Below are 15,657 nucleotides of genomic sequence, written 5' to 3' on the forward strand. Positions count from 1 at the left end.
CCGAATCAGAAAGCCAGCCATTGGTGATAAGAATCATGCGCAGCTCCCAACATGGCTATTTCACTACTATAGACGGAGGTGTAAAATTATAGGCCCCCAATCGGTCGCTACTTTGGCGCTGAATCATCCATTGTGGATAGGTCTTCGGATTACCACTTACCTGGTCGAGTTGTTCGAGCTGCTCATTGGTCAGGCTCACTTCTACGGCTTTGATGTTGTCCAGAAGCTGATCGGTATTCTTAGCACCGATGATTACACTCGTAACAGCCGGTTGAGCCAGTACCCAGGCCAGCGCAACGCGGGCGACCGAAACCCCATGCGCTTCACCAATGGTCTGCATGACATCAATGATATCATACGCCCGCTCCTGATTGACGGGCGGGAAATTAAATTCCAGCCGTCGTGAATCGCCTTCGGGTTTGTTATCACGTGTATATTTTCCAGATAAGAATCCCCCCGCTAGTGGGCTCCAGGGCAGAATAGCCATCTTCTGGTCCTGCACCATCGGTACAATTTCGTTTTCAAGATCACGACCAGCTATGGAGTAATAATTCTGGGTCGAGATAAACTTCGTCCAGCCATATTTTTCGGCAATTCCATTAGCTTTCATTATTTGCCAGGCTGCCAGATTGGAGCAGCCGATGTACCGAACCTTACCGCTCCGTACCACATCTTCCAGTCCACGCATAGTTTCTTCCAGTGGGGTAATTGGGTCGAACCCGTGAATCTGGTACAGATCGACATGATCCATCTGAAGGCGTTTCAGGCTTCCGTCGATCTGCTGCATGATCTGCAACCGACCTAAACCAACCTGATTTTTCCCTTCGCCCATACGCCCGCGTACTTTGGTCGCAATCACCAGTTCATCGCGCGACAAGCCCAGTGACTTGATGGCTTGCCCCAGCAGCCGTTCCGACTCGCCGAACGAATACACATTGGCCGTATCAATAAAATTAATGCCGTTGTCTACGGCTGTTTTCACAATGTCGTTAACGGCATTCTGCTGAAGTTCACCCATGGCTTTCCAGTAGCCATTTCCACCAAACGTCATTGTTCCCAGGCATAGTTCGGAAACTAATACGCCGGTATTTCCAAGCTGGTTGTATTTCATCTGTACGTTAATTGGGTTTATTTGTCCAACCTCTAAGCAACCGAATTGTTAGTCGGGCTTTTCATGTTGACTAGCGAATGATTCGATTATTTTTATCCGGAAACTTGGCTTCCGGCACGGTCGATAAAGCCTATCACAGGTCTATTTATACTTAACTGGCACAGTCCTTCCAGCCAATGTCAGTAAAGAAAACGGGGATGTTTCCAGCTCAGATGATTAAGAAATTATTTTTCCCCGCTGGCCAGATTTTCAAATAGATTGATGATAGCAAATCGATAGGGATTATCACGTAGAAAAAAAACGGAGGCAACATACTGCTCCGTTCCATTCGCCACCGCAGGCAAATCATATTTCTCAAATAACTGCTGACCAAACCGGGCATACCAACCATCAAACTTTCGTTTACGCGCCAATTCTCGCGAATCAGAGTCATCGCAGATATACAGAATTACTCGCTCGTGAACGGTGAAGAAATTGGAGATAATCGCTACAATCGTAGGGAGAATTGACCTATCTGCAGGGATATGAGCCAGGTCGGGAGCGGCAGTAATCTCAATAACTAGTTCATAAAACTCATCCCGCCATACTTTATCCAGAGGCACATAATCAGCGCTTGGCTTAAACCTAACGTTGTATGAAATATGATTAGTAGTTACAAAGTTATATCTGTTATCAAATCCACCAACAAAATCAAAATCATACGAACGGAGTTCCTCGTCCTGCATTTCGCTCGTCTAATCGTTTGATGGATTCCTTATATTCTTCCGTTTTGGCATACTCGCGCATCTCAGCCTGTGTTTCGCGCTTGCTCTGCATTACCTTCCGGTAAAATGCCAGCCATTTTTCCCGCTGCTCAGGCGTCAAGTCCTCTCCTCGGATAGCTTTCGGTTCTTTTTGGGCTTCCATAGTTCGTACTATTTAGTATACAAATATACAGGTTACTGTAACGTAAACAAATAATAGGCCGACATGGGTTCAGACGATGAACTGACTCGTTTATTCAGCCAGATTGAACTTCAGTTGTACGCCACCCGAGGTAGTGGCCCGCTTAAAGGAGTTCGACACCAACGGATCGTTGAAGGTCCGGTCGAAATAGAGATTAAAATTCAACCGACGACTGACAATGTAGCTGATTTGTGGGCGCAACTGGAAGTTGACGTTACCCGCTGTAACGGTCTGCTCGGCATCGAGCTTTCGCTGGATGGTGCGGGTGTCCCGGAAGGTAAGCGCACAGGAAAAGGTCAGGTCGTTTTTCAGTTTTTTATATGCCCCGTTGATACGGAACGGAATCCTTACGTTTTGTCGGGTGAATCCCAGCGAAGCGGTCAAATCTTTGTTGCTAAGTTCGGCCACCTGAGCATTTGATAAACTCAGGGCCACATCCCGACTCTGATTGTACGACAGTTGTCCGCTAATCCGGTTCTTCGTCTGAACCTGAACCCCAATCATGGGTGCAAACTTCTCCGACATGGTAATGGTACTCATGGCCACAATCGGCATAAACTGACCGAGTTGATTTGTCAGGGTACCCACCCCAAAATCCTGCACCGCCAGATTTACGTAGGCCGCTCCATAATCCAAATTGGAGATGTAGTTACCGACACTGTAGGTCGATGTATAACTATGGTTGATGGTAAACGAACTGAATGCTTTCTGAATGAATCGTAAGCCTGAAAGCCCGTTGTACGTAACCTGCCAGTTGGGCAGCGGGAAATTATAGAAAGGTGAAAACTTTGCCTTCTCTTTCTGCTGTCCACTGTAAGCGGCAAAGAATGAGGGAATCAAAACATCCTGCGCATTTAAGTCATACGTTCCGGCACGACCACCTTCTCTGGCCTGCTGATTGAGTTTACCCGCAAAATAAGTACGGTAACTCTCGAGGCTATCGAACAGCACCGATGTATTATCGCTTCGAAGCCCTTTAAACGCCGTACGGAACGACCAGAACGACATACTGAATTGGCCACTCCGTACCGGCGACTGCGTTTCAAACGGCCCACCCTGCGAACCCGGCCGGAAGTATTCCTGATAGGCATCCGTCCGGTCGAGACGCCAGTTTATCTGCATACGGAAATCTTTGAACGGCTCCAGTGTGGTGCTGGCCGTAAATTTCTTGGTGATATTCTGCTGGAAAGGCGTATTCAATACCGTACTGGGCGTCAGCCAGCCTTTCTGAGCTGCTTTGTAGGCAATGTTCCGATCCTGCCCACCGAGCACAAAGGCCAGCCCCGGTGCATTTTCAGCACTTAAACCAAACAATTTCGGCGAGGGCAGAAAACCCGGTAAAATAGTCGACTCCTGTAGGTTATACGAGAAATTGATGCCGCGAACAGTTAGTAAAGCCCGTGTAAAGTTTTTCAGCACTTTGCTATCTCCCCGCTCAATCTCTTCAATATCGCCGGGGTTCCGGGCGAAGTTTTTCCGAACCGGAGCCGGCGTATTGGCAAATCGCAGATACCGAATCTTGTTGTACAATCGGATCAAATCAACCCGACCAGTTATGCCCCGCTCGCGGTTGTTACGAATAATATTGCCAAACGGAACACCCAGCGAATCGGCAATGCCGAACGAGTTTGCCTGAAACTGATACCCAATCCCATAGGTAGCATCGGCCGCAATCCAGTCGAGTAGCGGAATTTTGTCTAATGGCAGTCGGTAGGTAGCCCGAATGTCCTGCACAAAGTTCTTGATCCGGCCCAGGTGTTTAATACTGTTCCAAATTGAGTCACGCTTAGCCTGGGTATTGATGTCACCCGCCGGTTCGTCGATAATTGCATTGGCTTGTGCATGGTAGGTAAGCACCAGACTACGCGTCAGATTCCAGGTCAGATCATAGTAGCGATTGAACAGGAAGTATTTCTCAAACTGCGGCAGAATGCCGTTTGTCGTCAGATCCGACGAGCGAAGCTGCGTTTTGATATAACTCCGGTCCATGTCGGTTCGAATCGATACCAGCGATGGCACCAGCGTAACGTTAAAATCCTTCAGCCAGCGCAGGTAAGGTGCCTCGAATGACTGAACATTTTTGAACGGCTCAAATGGTCGTGGCTGGGCGCTATAGGTATACGAAATGCCGCCTTTATTCTGTCGTTGCAGGTATTCCTGCGTCAGAATATTCGTGCGCTTCATGTCATTGAAGGCATACGTAAAGGCAAAATTTTCAATATCCCAGAAATGCGACTTGGCGTTCGGGTTCGTCTTTACCTTCCTGACGTTTGAAAAATTATACCCGCGCCGGGTAGTATTGTCCTGCACCAGTTGTCGATAACTATTCCTCTCCGCTTCATTCGATTTGGTCGATAGTGACGTCTCTAACGGCATATCCGGGTCGAGCGGATCAAAATGTGGATCGACATTCCGATGGTCGTAGTTGACATAGAATGGAATCTTCAACCCCCAGGTAGCTGGCAGAAACTTATCGATCGCCAATGCCGACGATAGGCCAAACTCGGTCGTGGTTTCAAGGGCCCGATCTCCTATTCGACTTTGTACTCCGCCGAACCCAAAGGTCGTAATGCGCCCGGAAGCCGTCAGGGTACCCAAATCAGCCAGCTTCATGCTCAAAGCCGCCACTGCCGCCGTTCCGGCATGTTGGTCGTAGCCATTGGCCCGTAGTTCATCCACCCAGACCGTAAATGTTTTCGGCCGCTCGCCATCACCCAGAATTTTAGGGTTACGCACCCCGATCATGATCGACTGTACCGAACTCAAATCGGGATTACCGACAACGGTGATCTGATAGACACCGTTTGAGGAAGTTTGTGTATACGGCAACGAAGTCTGACGGCCAAATTCGCGGTTGCGGTTTGCTTTCAAGTTGATCAGTTCCTCCAGGGCAATATCCAGTTGGTTAGCCGCTGGCCAGATGGCGTCGGCATCGGTCACACTGGGGAGTGTAGCTACCAGACGAGGAATTTCAATCTCGTAGTAGTTGTCGGTATAATCTGTTCCAACCCGTACAAATGCCGATACCTGTCCGCTTTCGTTGTCGGGGTTGTGCATGTGTACGAACATTTTGAGCCGCTCCCGGAACAACAGATTGAAGTTCGTATTCTTGAACGCTCCCCGTGAATCACCATCCCGCAGGTTCGTTACGCTCAGACGCATCGACTGTTCGTTCAGTTCAACAACGTTTGGCTGGGTGTAATCGCGGTCGCGGACGTAGCCCGGCGGTACAGAGTAAACGTACTTATCGCCACCTTGCGCCGTAACCTGGGTACTACTGTTTTCTTCAATATTGACAGTCGATACCGTAAAGTTCGCATCGTAGGGCTCGGGCACTTCCTGCAAACCGTGCTGGTTCAGGTCGCCGGTATATTTACGGTACTGATTAGCCTCCATCTGTAATTCGGCAAAACGAAGTACCACCGGATTATCGAAATCGGTCAAGTACATCCGCATGAACCGGATAGACTTAAAACCGTTGATGCTACCTACTTTCCGCAAATATTCCCGGACTGGAATTCGGAACTGATACCAGTTGACGATGCCACCGGGTGCGCCTTTCGTCGGTACGGATACTTTATCGACAATGTATTTATTCTGGCCTACTTCAATTTTCCCCGGTTGCAGATCAAGTTCGTATTCATAATAGGCTTCGTTGTCGTTGATGGTGTTGTCGATATTCAGGTCTTCGATATCGGGCAGAGTCGACGAAGCCGGTGTCAGAAACTGGTTGGCGCTGGTATTTTCGGGGGAGTTATTTTCCATACCCATATACCGCTTATAGCGAGCAATGATGTATTTCTGCCGATCAGCTTCTTCGCCCAGATAAAACTTAAAGTCATCGCCCGACGGGTCATTTTCAATTTCAGCCCTGGCGTCAGGATTGCTGGTTATTTTGGGCAGAACTGTATTCAGGTAATTTTTGAAAAAATCCCGCTCGGCTGTTACGCCAGCCGGAATGGTAGGCTGACTACTCAGTCCATCCAGCCCAATGTCCTGCTGCTCACGGGAACCACTCTGGAACGCATTGGTCACAAACTGCCGCGTTGGTGCACGGCCCCAGAATGTAGCTTCGGTTCCAGGATTACGTGCACTAATGGCTGAATCGAGCGGGAATCCGTTTTCAAATTCATAGCGACTGTCTTTGACAACATCTTCCGAAATATCGCCCAGGTTAAATACCAGTTTACCACCCCGTAGGCGGCCACTGTTATCAAAAAACTGATTCTCATTTGGTCCCCCACGAATCACCCCCGATGGACCCGGCACAAACGGGTCCATCAGCCAGAACGTAATGTTTTCGATATTGGCATTATCGAAGTCAATGTCTGACGCAATGGCTCGGGTAACCGATCCAAAATTACCCCTTGGGTTAGACAAGCGTCCGTTCTGGTCGAGATTGGGGTTATAATTGTACATACCCCGCTCGCTGGGGAAATAGGCTACGTCCAGAATGTTTTCGGGCAACTGCACCGGCCGCGCCGACCGACCGGGGAATAATTCCTGGGGTAGAAATGGCCGTTCGTACACGTGCGAATTGGCGTCGTCTACATCAATATTGGACGATACGCCCAGCACGCCCGTTGCCCCGAAAATACTAGGATCAACCGTATAGACCGATATCAGCGCCCGATTGTAGGCATAGGGTAACGGATCGGCAAAGGAGCCTTGCGGAAACTGCTGTGGCGTAGCCCCCAACCGCCAGCGGGTCGGCTGTCGAGTCAGGTCATAAATGGTACGAGCAGCTTCAAAATCATCCAGATAGCTTTCGTTTCGGGCTCTTGGGTTCGTACCCGGAAAGAGTTGCGCAACCTCACCCGTAAACTGAACGGTCGATAGTTCTTTCGTCTGTACACCGGGCAGGGCATCGAGCAAACGCGTCAGTCCAGGTGAATCTTTCCGAATGTTGGCATTCAGACCGACAATCGTATTATTGACCGGTTCGTTACCAAGTGCCACCCGAGTCAGAAAGCCAGCAGGCGTCTCTTTCATGTGCATGGCTGTCAGGCCGATGCTAATGTCGCGGTTAATGGCATAATCCAGTCGGGTTCCGATCAGTGTACGAATCTGGTTCTGGAACAGATCGGGTTGTTCGTAACTGATCCTGATTTCACGTCCGGAATTGGTTACGCTTTCGTTGATGATCCGTAACCGACCCGACTGAGCTTCCAGTACATAATCCTGGCCCGGTGTCAAGGGAACACCACCGGCTGTTACCGATACTGACTGCTCATTAACACCATAAGGCAACTGCACATCGGCTCCGTTGCCCGACTGAAACGAGCCTTTCAGGAAAAATTTATTCCGGTCGGCAAGTTGGGCCGCATCGGCTTTTGTCGTCGTATAGAGCTGTTTGAAAACGTATTTAGCCTTCAAGGCATCTTCATCGGCATCGAACTGCTTCTCCAGATAGGCCCCAAACGGCTCTAATACCGGAAAGATGATTTTGCCATACCGACTGTCGATCGTATAGTTTTCAACGTAGTCGAAATTGCCATCGGGCTGAGCGTCTAGCTGCTGATTCAACCGGTCCATGCCAAAAAGCTGCACCAATGGGCGGTTTTGAGTCCGGCGACCTTCCTGTAGGTTCGGGTTGTCGATACCCGTCAGGTCATCTTTATAAATAACCCGCAACTGGAAGCCTTGACGCGTAATTTGAGATGTACTGAGTGGATAGATGTTTTTCATCATCAGGTTCCACATCGGCAACTGAAGATTATTGCGCAGCGTTGACGACTTCAGCAGCTTCAGCACCAGCACTTCATCTGCTCTCCGCGACTGATAATCTTCGGTCAACTCCCCAACTTTATACCTACGCCCCTGATAGGTGTATTCATAAGCAACGGCCAGAATCTCATCGTTCCGAAGCGGGGTAACCAGCGAAATATACCCTAAATCGGCTTGCAGCCTGAACTCTTTATCAGTCAATCGTTTAGCACCCCGAAGCAAGTCATAGTCTGTTCCTTTGGCGAGTTGGAAGGTGCCGGTCAACTGATCGCTCGTCTGATCGATTTGCCGGAAAGGCTGGTTCGGCTGAGCAGTCAGCTTCGTAAATAAGCCATTAGACGAGTTATCGGTTGGCGTACGGTTGTTTCGGGAAAAAGGCGACAAATTCCCATTGCCTTGGTTGTACGGATTGCCCTCTCCCAAATCCTGAAAGCCGACAATGTTGCGGAGGGTTTCGGTGGTATTGGTCCGGTTGGTCACGTAAACTTCCACCCGCGTTACGTTCACCCCCGAAGTAACCTGCGGCAGTGTTTTTAACGAGGCTTCATAGTTGGCCCGGAAAAACTGCGATAGGAAAAAGTGCTGGTTCTCGTCGTAATTGTCGGCTCGAATTTCAAATGGTCGGTTCGAGGTACCTCCGCGCAGAACGATCTCATTCTTGCGGGAGCGCTGCTGTGAAGCGACCAGGGTGGCATTCAGTTTACCGAACCGTAACTGCGTCTTGATCCCGAACAGATTTTGCACCCCCGGAATGAGCTGACTGTTGACGGCCCAACTGATATTACCGACTTCCAGCCCCTGAATGATGCTTTCATTTTGAGGGGTAAATCCTGGCATGCCGGGTGCAGACCCGTTCATTCCGGGAACATTGGGCAGGTTTGGCGCATTCGGCAAACCAGGTAGACTCGGCATTCCCTGCCCTGTACCGAACGCAGGCAACCCGCCACCTGGACGGTAGTTAAGCTTCAGCGCATTCTCAAAATTAAAGCTGGCCTTTGTATCGAAGTTAGCCAGTACGCCCAGCTTTTCACCAATTTTACCATTGAAGTTGATACTAATCTGTTCATTGAACAGGAAATTTCCCGTCCGGCGTTGACGAACCGGGTATGCGGGGTTATCGTTGAACTGATAGAGATAACCAAAGTCGAGGGTTACAAATCCGTTTGGCTTGAAATCGACCTGACTGCCACCAAAAAGCCGATCAATAACGGGAGGAAGTTCCAGTTTGGGTATTAAGCCACGTCCACTGATGGCGCTCTGACCATCGCGTTTAGCACTATATTCCCGCCAAAGATTCTGTTCGAGAGTCTGGTTCTGAATCTGATTATACGTCGAGTACGGAATGGTTTCGGCCGGACGATAAGGTAACCCAAACTGCGATGGCGGTAATGCTAATCCTGGAATCGGCTGCCCAGGCGCTGTTGTTGTTGAGGTAGCTGGAGTAATAGGCTCATTACGTCCCGGTGTATTATTGGCCGGAGGAGCACCCGAAAGCGACACACCCGATCGCACACGTTCCGTTACACCAATACCGCCATCGGGCGAAAGCCGGAAATCGGTCGAAACGCCTTTTGGATCGCGTAGAATAAAGGGAGAACGGGAAGGGCGATCCGAGAAACGAGTGGCCCGGCGGTCGGGCCAGTTTACAGTTGGTCGACGGTTGGCGCTACGTGCCGCCCGAATACTGTCGGTCCGGTCCTGAATAGCCTGTTTAACTGAATCGGCCCGCATAATAGCTTTCCGACGCGCTTCGGCTCTTGCCGAGTCATTAGCCGCCTGTTGCCGTCGAGCAGCGGCCCCACGGCGGGCAGGTGTGGGTTGATTCTGACCGAATGTTACACCCAGTCCAAGCAATACCCAGCATCCCAGCGTAAGCCACCCATTTGGTAAAAACGAGAATCGACTAACGACGGGAAAAATATGATGGATAACAGGAATGTGAACAAAGTAAGGGTTCACCATTGAGGGTACTTTCAGGTTCAGAATTAGTAGCGTATGGAATGTTCTTTTATCAAACGGCCAAAAACGGCCTATTCGTCTAACAGATTAATAGATTTTTTAATAGGCTATACTTTGATTCGCTAAAGATAAGCCCCAAAATTAAGCATTAAGGCGATGTCATACGAATAGTTTGTCTGCGATTATCGATTAATTACTATAGAACATCAAATGCCTTACAATTACCGCGCCATAATCTCTCTACCTTGTTTATAGATCGTTTGTACGTAGAGAAGTACTGGACAGGCACTGTGATTCAGGCAAAATGCCTATACTTGAACATGGAAATTTCGTTAATCGGCGCAGGAAATCTGGCCTGGCATCTTGCTCCAGCCCTTGAAAACGCAGGGCACCATATCAATGAAGTCTATAGTCGGCAGCTTCAGCATGCCCGACAACTGGTGAGTAATCTGTATGATGCCCGCACCCACTCCGATCTGAATTTTGCGGACAGCCCTTCGCAGTTATTTATCCTGGCTGTTTCGGATCAGGCCATTGAAACGGTCTGTTCGCAGCTCGTTCTTCCCGAAAATGCCATCCTGGTTCATACGTCGGGCGGTCAGTCGCTTCAAGCACTGGAACACTGGATGGCTATATACAGCGATGTTCCGGTACGGACGGGTGTTTTTTACCCGCTTCAAACATTTACCAGAGGACGGTCGTTCATGGCTTTTGAAGGGATTCCGCTGTGTATCGAAGCGTCTGACCCGGCCACAGAAGACTCGCTGGTTCAGCTTGGACAGGATATTAGCGATATTGTGTACATCGTTTCTTCCGACGAACGGCTAACCCTGCACGTTTCAGCGGTTTTTGCGTGCAATTTCACTAATCACCTGATGGCGCTGGCCCACGATTTAACGGTGCAGAAAGGGCTGGAATTCGATCTGCTCAAGCCCCTCATTTCCGAAACGTTTCGGAAGGGTCTGGCCGTTGGGAATCCAGCCGATGCGCAGACCGGTCCCGCTCGTCGGGCAGATCTGAGTACCCTCGACAGGCATCTGACGTACCTTCAATCGCAACCCAGACTTTTGGAAATGTATCAGGTACTCACCGAAAGTATTCAACAGTATTATATAACCCATGAATAGAAAGTATCTTGTCATAACCCTGTTGTCTGTATCATGGCTGATTTCCCTGCGAAGTTTAGCCCAATGGCAACCCCAATCGGTGAGCACTGATGCCAGTTTTCGGGCGGTCAGTGTGGCTAACGCTGAGGTGGTCTGGATTGGCGGAACCAAAGGCACTTTTGTCCGAACAGCCGACGGGGGCAGTACCTGGCAAACGGGTACCGTTCCGGATGCGCAAACGTGTGATTTCCGGGATGTACACGCTGTGGATTCCCAAACGGCTTACTTCATGAGTGCCGGGCCCGCCGAAAATGGACAGGCCCGTATTTACAAAACAACCGATGCCGGACAAACCTGGGCATTACTCTATAAAACGGAGCAAAAAGGCATCTTCTTCGATGGTATCGATTTCTGGGATAGCCAGCACGGCATCGTCTTCAGCGATCCGATCGACGGGCGGTGGGTTATCCTCACGACTGACGATGGGGGTAAAACCTGGCAACCCATTCCGCCGTCGGCCTTACCACTTATGCAACCCAATGAAGCCGCTTTTGCCGCTAGTGGCACCAGTCTCGTTGTGGAAGGAAAACGTAACGTGTGGATTGCGTCGGGTGGTGGGTTAGCCGGACGCGTTTTTCACTCCCGCAACCGGGGCAAAACCTGGACTGTCAGCAATACAGCGTTGCCGGGTGGAGAAGCCACGGGCCTGTTCGGTATGCGGTTCTTTAGCGATAAAGTTGGCGTGGTCGTTGGCGGAAATTATAAACAGGAAAGCCAGCCCGGCCCGAATGTCGCCATAAGCCGCGACGGTGGGCAAACCTGGCAGAATGTCTCGCAAACCAATCCTCCAGGGCTGAAAGAAGCCGTTGCCCTACTTCCCGGCGATCGGTTGCTGACAATTGGCCCATCAGGTACCAGCTTATCGGCCGATCAGGGACAAACCTGGCAAAAACTTGATACCGAAGGCTTTCATTCGATGGCCTGTGTAAAAGGCACCTGCTATGCCGTTGGTGCTAAAGGTAAAGTAAGCAAGCAGGTGTTTAAATAGACAGGTGTAAATCTGAAATAAGGGACCGCTCCGGCGAACCGGCAGATTCGTTGCTTGAGTTTGTTTTACCGATTCTGTGGAAATACACAGTACACTATGGCAACAGCTGTCGCAAGATTAGAGCGATTTGTGAGACTGGTAGACAAAATCCAAAAAAGAGGTGGCTAGCCACTATCATCACATTTCCGACCAGTACAGCAGGTAGTTCGGAGTGAGACCGTTTGTGTCCGAAAAGTTGATAAGGTTTCTAAAAAATAGCAAGCTGTGCTGAAATAATCACCTCGTGTAAAAGCCGCGCCCACTGCTTGTGAGCGCGGCTTTTGCGTGTTCGTGGGTGTACTGGTCAAATCACCAGATTTATTTTTAATAGCTGTCGACGCTAACCCGTAGCATACGGTAGCAGGTAGGCATAGGGTTTTGTTGTCTACTTTGTTCGCTTAAAAATGCGCGGAATCCGGCCACTTTGCAACTGGCCCGAAAACAGAGTAATCTTTAGTAGCTACGGCCCAAATACACCAACTGCGGGCGGGGTTCGCGACCGATCTGGCCTTGCTGCTGACTATGTCCGGCCCCTTAGTGGGATAGTCTCTCAAAATAGTATTCGGTTTTGATACTAGTAAGCAACCTGCATAGCCTTTCAAGCATCTTGGGTTTGAGAGCTCACAAACCATACGGTCATGCTACAGAACTACCTTAAAATCGCTTGGCGCAACCTGATTAAGCGCCAAAGCTATTCCGTCATCAACATTGCTGGTCTGTCATTAGGTATGGCAGCTTGTTTGCTTATTGGCTTATTTGTAAGAGATGAGCAGCAGTACGACAAGTTTGTTCCGGGAGCTGAAAACGTTTATCGCGTTTATCAACAGACGAAAGGAGATGTAAACAATAGCATAGCCACGGTGCCTCCGACATTTGCAGTAGCACTCAAGCAGAACTTTCCAGAGGTCGAGGATGCAGTTCGTGTGATGGCTTTTAAGTCAAAACAACTAGTTGAAGCGAACGATAAAAAGCTGTACGAAGAGAACGGGTTCCTTGTGGACAGCAATTTCTTTGAGCTGTTTCCGCTCCGTTTCCGATATGGATCAGCACCCAGAGTCTTCAGCGATCCAAAATCCATTGTGATCTCTGCAGCTATGGCGGAAAAATATTTCGGCAAAGAGGATCCGGTTGGCAAGAAACTTACGCTTTCTAAAGATGTACTGCGTGTGCTGGGTGTGCTGGAAAATAACGAGAAGTTCCACTTACCACTTAATTATCTGATTTCGCTGAACACGGCAGGCATCCCTGCCGACATGATGCAAAGCTGGCAATGGTATCCTTTCAACACGTATGTGAAGCTAAGAAATGGCACTAGCGCAGCTCCGCTCCAGGCAAAGTTCCAAAGCTTTTCAAAGCCTTTCATGAAAGGCGAGGGTGATATCAATGTGCCCTACTTCCAGCCACTTATGCAGGTACACCTCTATTCATCCGATTTTAAGTACGATATGTCCATCAGGGGTAACATCACGTATGTGAAAGCCCTTTCTGTTATCGCCATTTTCATATTACTCATCGCCTGCTTTAACTTCGTAAACCTCGCTACCTCGAGGTCGATAAAAAGAGCGAAGGAAGTAGGAGTGAGAAAAGCGGTTGGTGCGGGCAGAAAAGAGCTAATGTTACAGTTTGTTGGTGAAACAATACTGTTAGCCGCTATGAGTATGGTTGTTGCTATTGCAGCCACATGTGTGCTGCTGCCTTCCCTTAATCGTTTTACGGAAAAGAGCATGGTTTTTGACCTGATCAGCAACCCCATGGTTGGACTCACATTAGGGGCGCTTACATTGATAGTAGGTATCCTTGCAGGCTTCTATCCTGCAGGGGTACTATCCGCTTTTCGGCCTGTGAAAGTTTTAAAAGGGAGTGCCGTATCTGATACGGCGCTCGCAGGTGCAACATGGCTGAGAAATGGACTGGTGGTAATACAGTTTTCATTATCAGTGCTGCTGATCATTAGTGCCATTGTGGTCATTAGCCAGGTGCGTTATATGCACAATAAAGATTTAGGTTTCAGAAAGGATCAGGTTCTGTTCTTTCCAATGAAAGGTGAGAACCTTCAAAAGAAGTATGCAAGCTTTAAACATGAATTGATGCGCTACCCGGCAATAGCGTCGGTATCTATTGGCTATGGCTTCCCCGGTGATGCTTTCGGCGATGGCTTTTTGACCGTAAAAGAAAATCCTGAAGTAAAGCCAACAAAAGCCACACTGGTGATGGTTGATGAAGATTATATAAAAACACTGGGGCTACATCTACTTTCAGGCAGGGATTTTTCGAAAGATATTGCCGGTGACGTAAGCGCCTACATCATCAATGAGACGGCTGTTCGTGAATTGGGATTAAGCAGTCCTGCAAAAGCTATCGGGAAAACGCTGTCATGGCCTACATGGAGAAACCCGGACTCATTAAAAACTGGGCCGGTGATTGGCGTTGTCAAAGACTTCCACTATAAAAGCCTGCACGAAAAAATAGAACCCACTGTGCTTCAAATCTACCCGCAGGCCTATTCTAAAGTGGCAGTCAAGATAACTGGCGCAAACATCGAAATAGCTATTGGCCAGATCAGCAATGTATGGAGCCGTTACAGCCCCGACTATCCTATTGAGTACAATTTCCTTGATGAAAGCTTTGGTAAGATGTATAAAGGAGAAGACAAGCTTAAAACCTTGCTTACGCTTTTTACAGCAATAACTATTTTTGTATCTTGTCTTGGTCTACTGGGTTTAGCCGCTAATGCTGCGGAGCAGAGAAGAAAAGAGCTTGGAGTGCGAAAAGTGCTGGGGGCTACAGTGGAGGGACTTGTCGTGCTGCTCTCAAAAGATTTTGTGAAGCTCATGCTGATTTCTCTTTTGCTTGCTTCTCCTGTTGCGTGGTACTTCATGAACCAGTGGTTGGACAATTTCCCTTACCGAATTACCATTAACTGGTGGATGTTCGCAGTGGCAGGAGGACTTGCAGTGGCGCTGGCATTAGTAACAGTGAGTTTCCAGACCGTAAAGGCTGCCCTCTCTAACCCCGTAAAAAATTTAAAGACAGAGTGATTTTATTGATGCAGTAGTGTGGGGTGTCATGTGTAGTTATATCTGTTTAACCTCTCCTCACTTCTTAGGCCCGAATAAAGGTGCAGATACATGAAGACTTTTTCGTCTCACTTCGGGAATGATCTATCCAGACATCTGGAGGGGCGGGCCTAGAAAGCGCTGATCTTTGTGCAGCTCTATCAAAACTTAACTTCGACTCAAAAACGTTATATTTGTGAACCAACCTTTAAAGTGATGGCAACAGACTCAAAAGATCCTAAAACCTCGGTTAAGAAATCGTCTGCCAGTGGCCAGCTTGCCACCAAGTCAAATATGAAGGCAGGACTAGGGTTGTTTAAGGACAAAATCGTCAGTGAGTCGTCGGCATGGGACCACGATCTGCGGGTGACGATTAAAAAATGAAGAAATATTTACTGGATACCCACATCCTGATCTGGTGGCTAACCGATTCGTCCGACTTACCAGCCCCCATTAAAACCATTCTTCAAAACCGTACGAATGAATTCTACGTCAGCCATGAAAGCCTGCGTGAAATTATCATTAAGGCTAAGCTAAAGCGGGCGATTTCCAATTAAATGGGGTTACCATTGCCGACATTGCCAATGCGTTACGCCAAACGCTAGGGGTGAAACTACTGCCATCAAAGGTTGTCCACTTAGCGAAGCTGGAAGCCCTATTACCAGT

Annotated in this window: 9 protein-coding genes; 5 read left to right on the top strand and 4 right to left on the bottom strand. The window is 48.8% G+C overall.

The window, feature by feature from the left end:
• Positions 1-55: 55 nt before the first annotated feature.
• The 4 genes from ACYVFD_RS11590 to sov form a co-directional block, all read right to left on the bottom strand.
• Positions 56-1,111 carry an aldo/keto reductase gene (locus ACYVFD_RS11590; RefSeq protein ID WP_461090197.1) on the bottom strand — a complete coding sequence of 352 codons (1,056 nt, stop codon included), beginning with the start codon at positions 1,109-1,111 and terminating at the stop codon, positions 56-58.
• 224 nt (positions 1,112-1,335) lie between these two features.
• Positions 1,336-1,836, bottom strand: coding sequence for a DUF6169 family protein (locus ACYVFD_RS11595; RefSeq protein WP_461090198.1), 501 nt, complete (start codon positions 1,834-1,836; stop codon positions 1,336-1,338).
• Positions 1,808-2,017 (bottom strand): hypothetical protein, encoded by a 210-nt coding sequence (locus ACYVFD_RS11600; RefSeq protein ID WP_461090199.1) that lies wholly within the window; start codon positions 2,015-2,017, stop codon positions 1,808-1,810. The genes ACYVFD_RS11595 and ACYVFD_RS11600 overlap by 29 nt, the downstream gene beginning before the upstream one ends.
• A 90-nt stretch (positions 2,018-2,107) precedes the next feature.
• The gene (sov, locus tag ACYVFD_RS11605; protein ID WP_461090200.1) at positions 2,108-9,745 is read right to left on the bottom strand and encodes a T9SS outer membrane translocon Sov/SprA; all 7,638 of its coding nucleotides are present in this window, start codon (positions 9,743-9,745) and stop codon (positions 2,108-2,110) included.
• 317 nt (positions 9,746-10,062) lie between these two features.
• Between sov and ACYVFD_RS11610 the strand changes: the two genes are divergently transcribed.
• The 5 genes from ACYVFD_RS11610 to ACYVFD_RS11630 all read left to right on the top strand — a co-directional run bounded on the left by ACYVFD_RS11610 (position 10,063) and on the right by ACYVFD_RS11630 (position 15,548).
• Positions 10,063-10,869: a Rossmann-like and DUF2520 domain-containing protein gene (locus ACYVFD_RS11610; RefSeq protein WP_461090202.1), complete on the top strand. Its 807-nt coding sequence runs from the start codon at positions 10,063-10,065 to the stop codon at positions 10,867-10,869.
• Positions 10,862-11,896 carry a WD40/YVTN/BNR-like repeat-containing protein gene (locus ACYVFD_RS11615; protein ID WP_461090203.1) on the top strand — a complete coding sequence of 345 codons (1,035 nt, stop codon included), beginning with the start codon at positions 10,862-10,864 and terminating at the stop codon, positions 11,894-11,896. Before ACYVFD_RS11610 ends, ACYVFD_RS11615 begins: the two co-directional genes overlap by 8 nt.
• Before the next feature lie 677 nt (positions 11,897-12,573).
• Complete coding sequence (locus tag ACYVFD_RS11620) at positions 12,574-14,973, top strand: ABC transporter permease (protein WP_461090204.1); 2,400 nt, start codon at positions 12,574-12,576, stop codon at positions 14,971-14,973.
• Positions 14,974-15,207: 234 nt separating this feature from the next.
• Positions 15,208-15,375 carry a hypothetical protein gene (locus ACYVFD_RS11625; protein ID WP_461090206.1) on the top strand — a complete coding sequence of 56 codons (168 nt, stop codon included), beginning with the start codon at positions 15,208-15,210 and terminating at the stop codon, positions 15,373-15,375.
• Positions 15,372-15,548: a type II toxin-antitoxin system VapC family toxin gene (locus ACYVFD_RS11630; RefSeq protein ID WP_461090207.1), complete on the top strand. Its 177-nt coding sequence runs from the start codon at positions 15,372-15,374 to the stop codon at positions 15,546-15,548. Before ACYVFD_RS11625 ends, ACYVFD_RS11630 begins: the two co-directional genes overlap by 4 nt.
• Positions 15,549-15,657: the final 109 nt, after the last annotated feature.

Source organism: Spirosoma gilvum, from assembly GCF_054776815.1.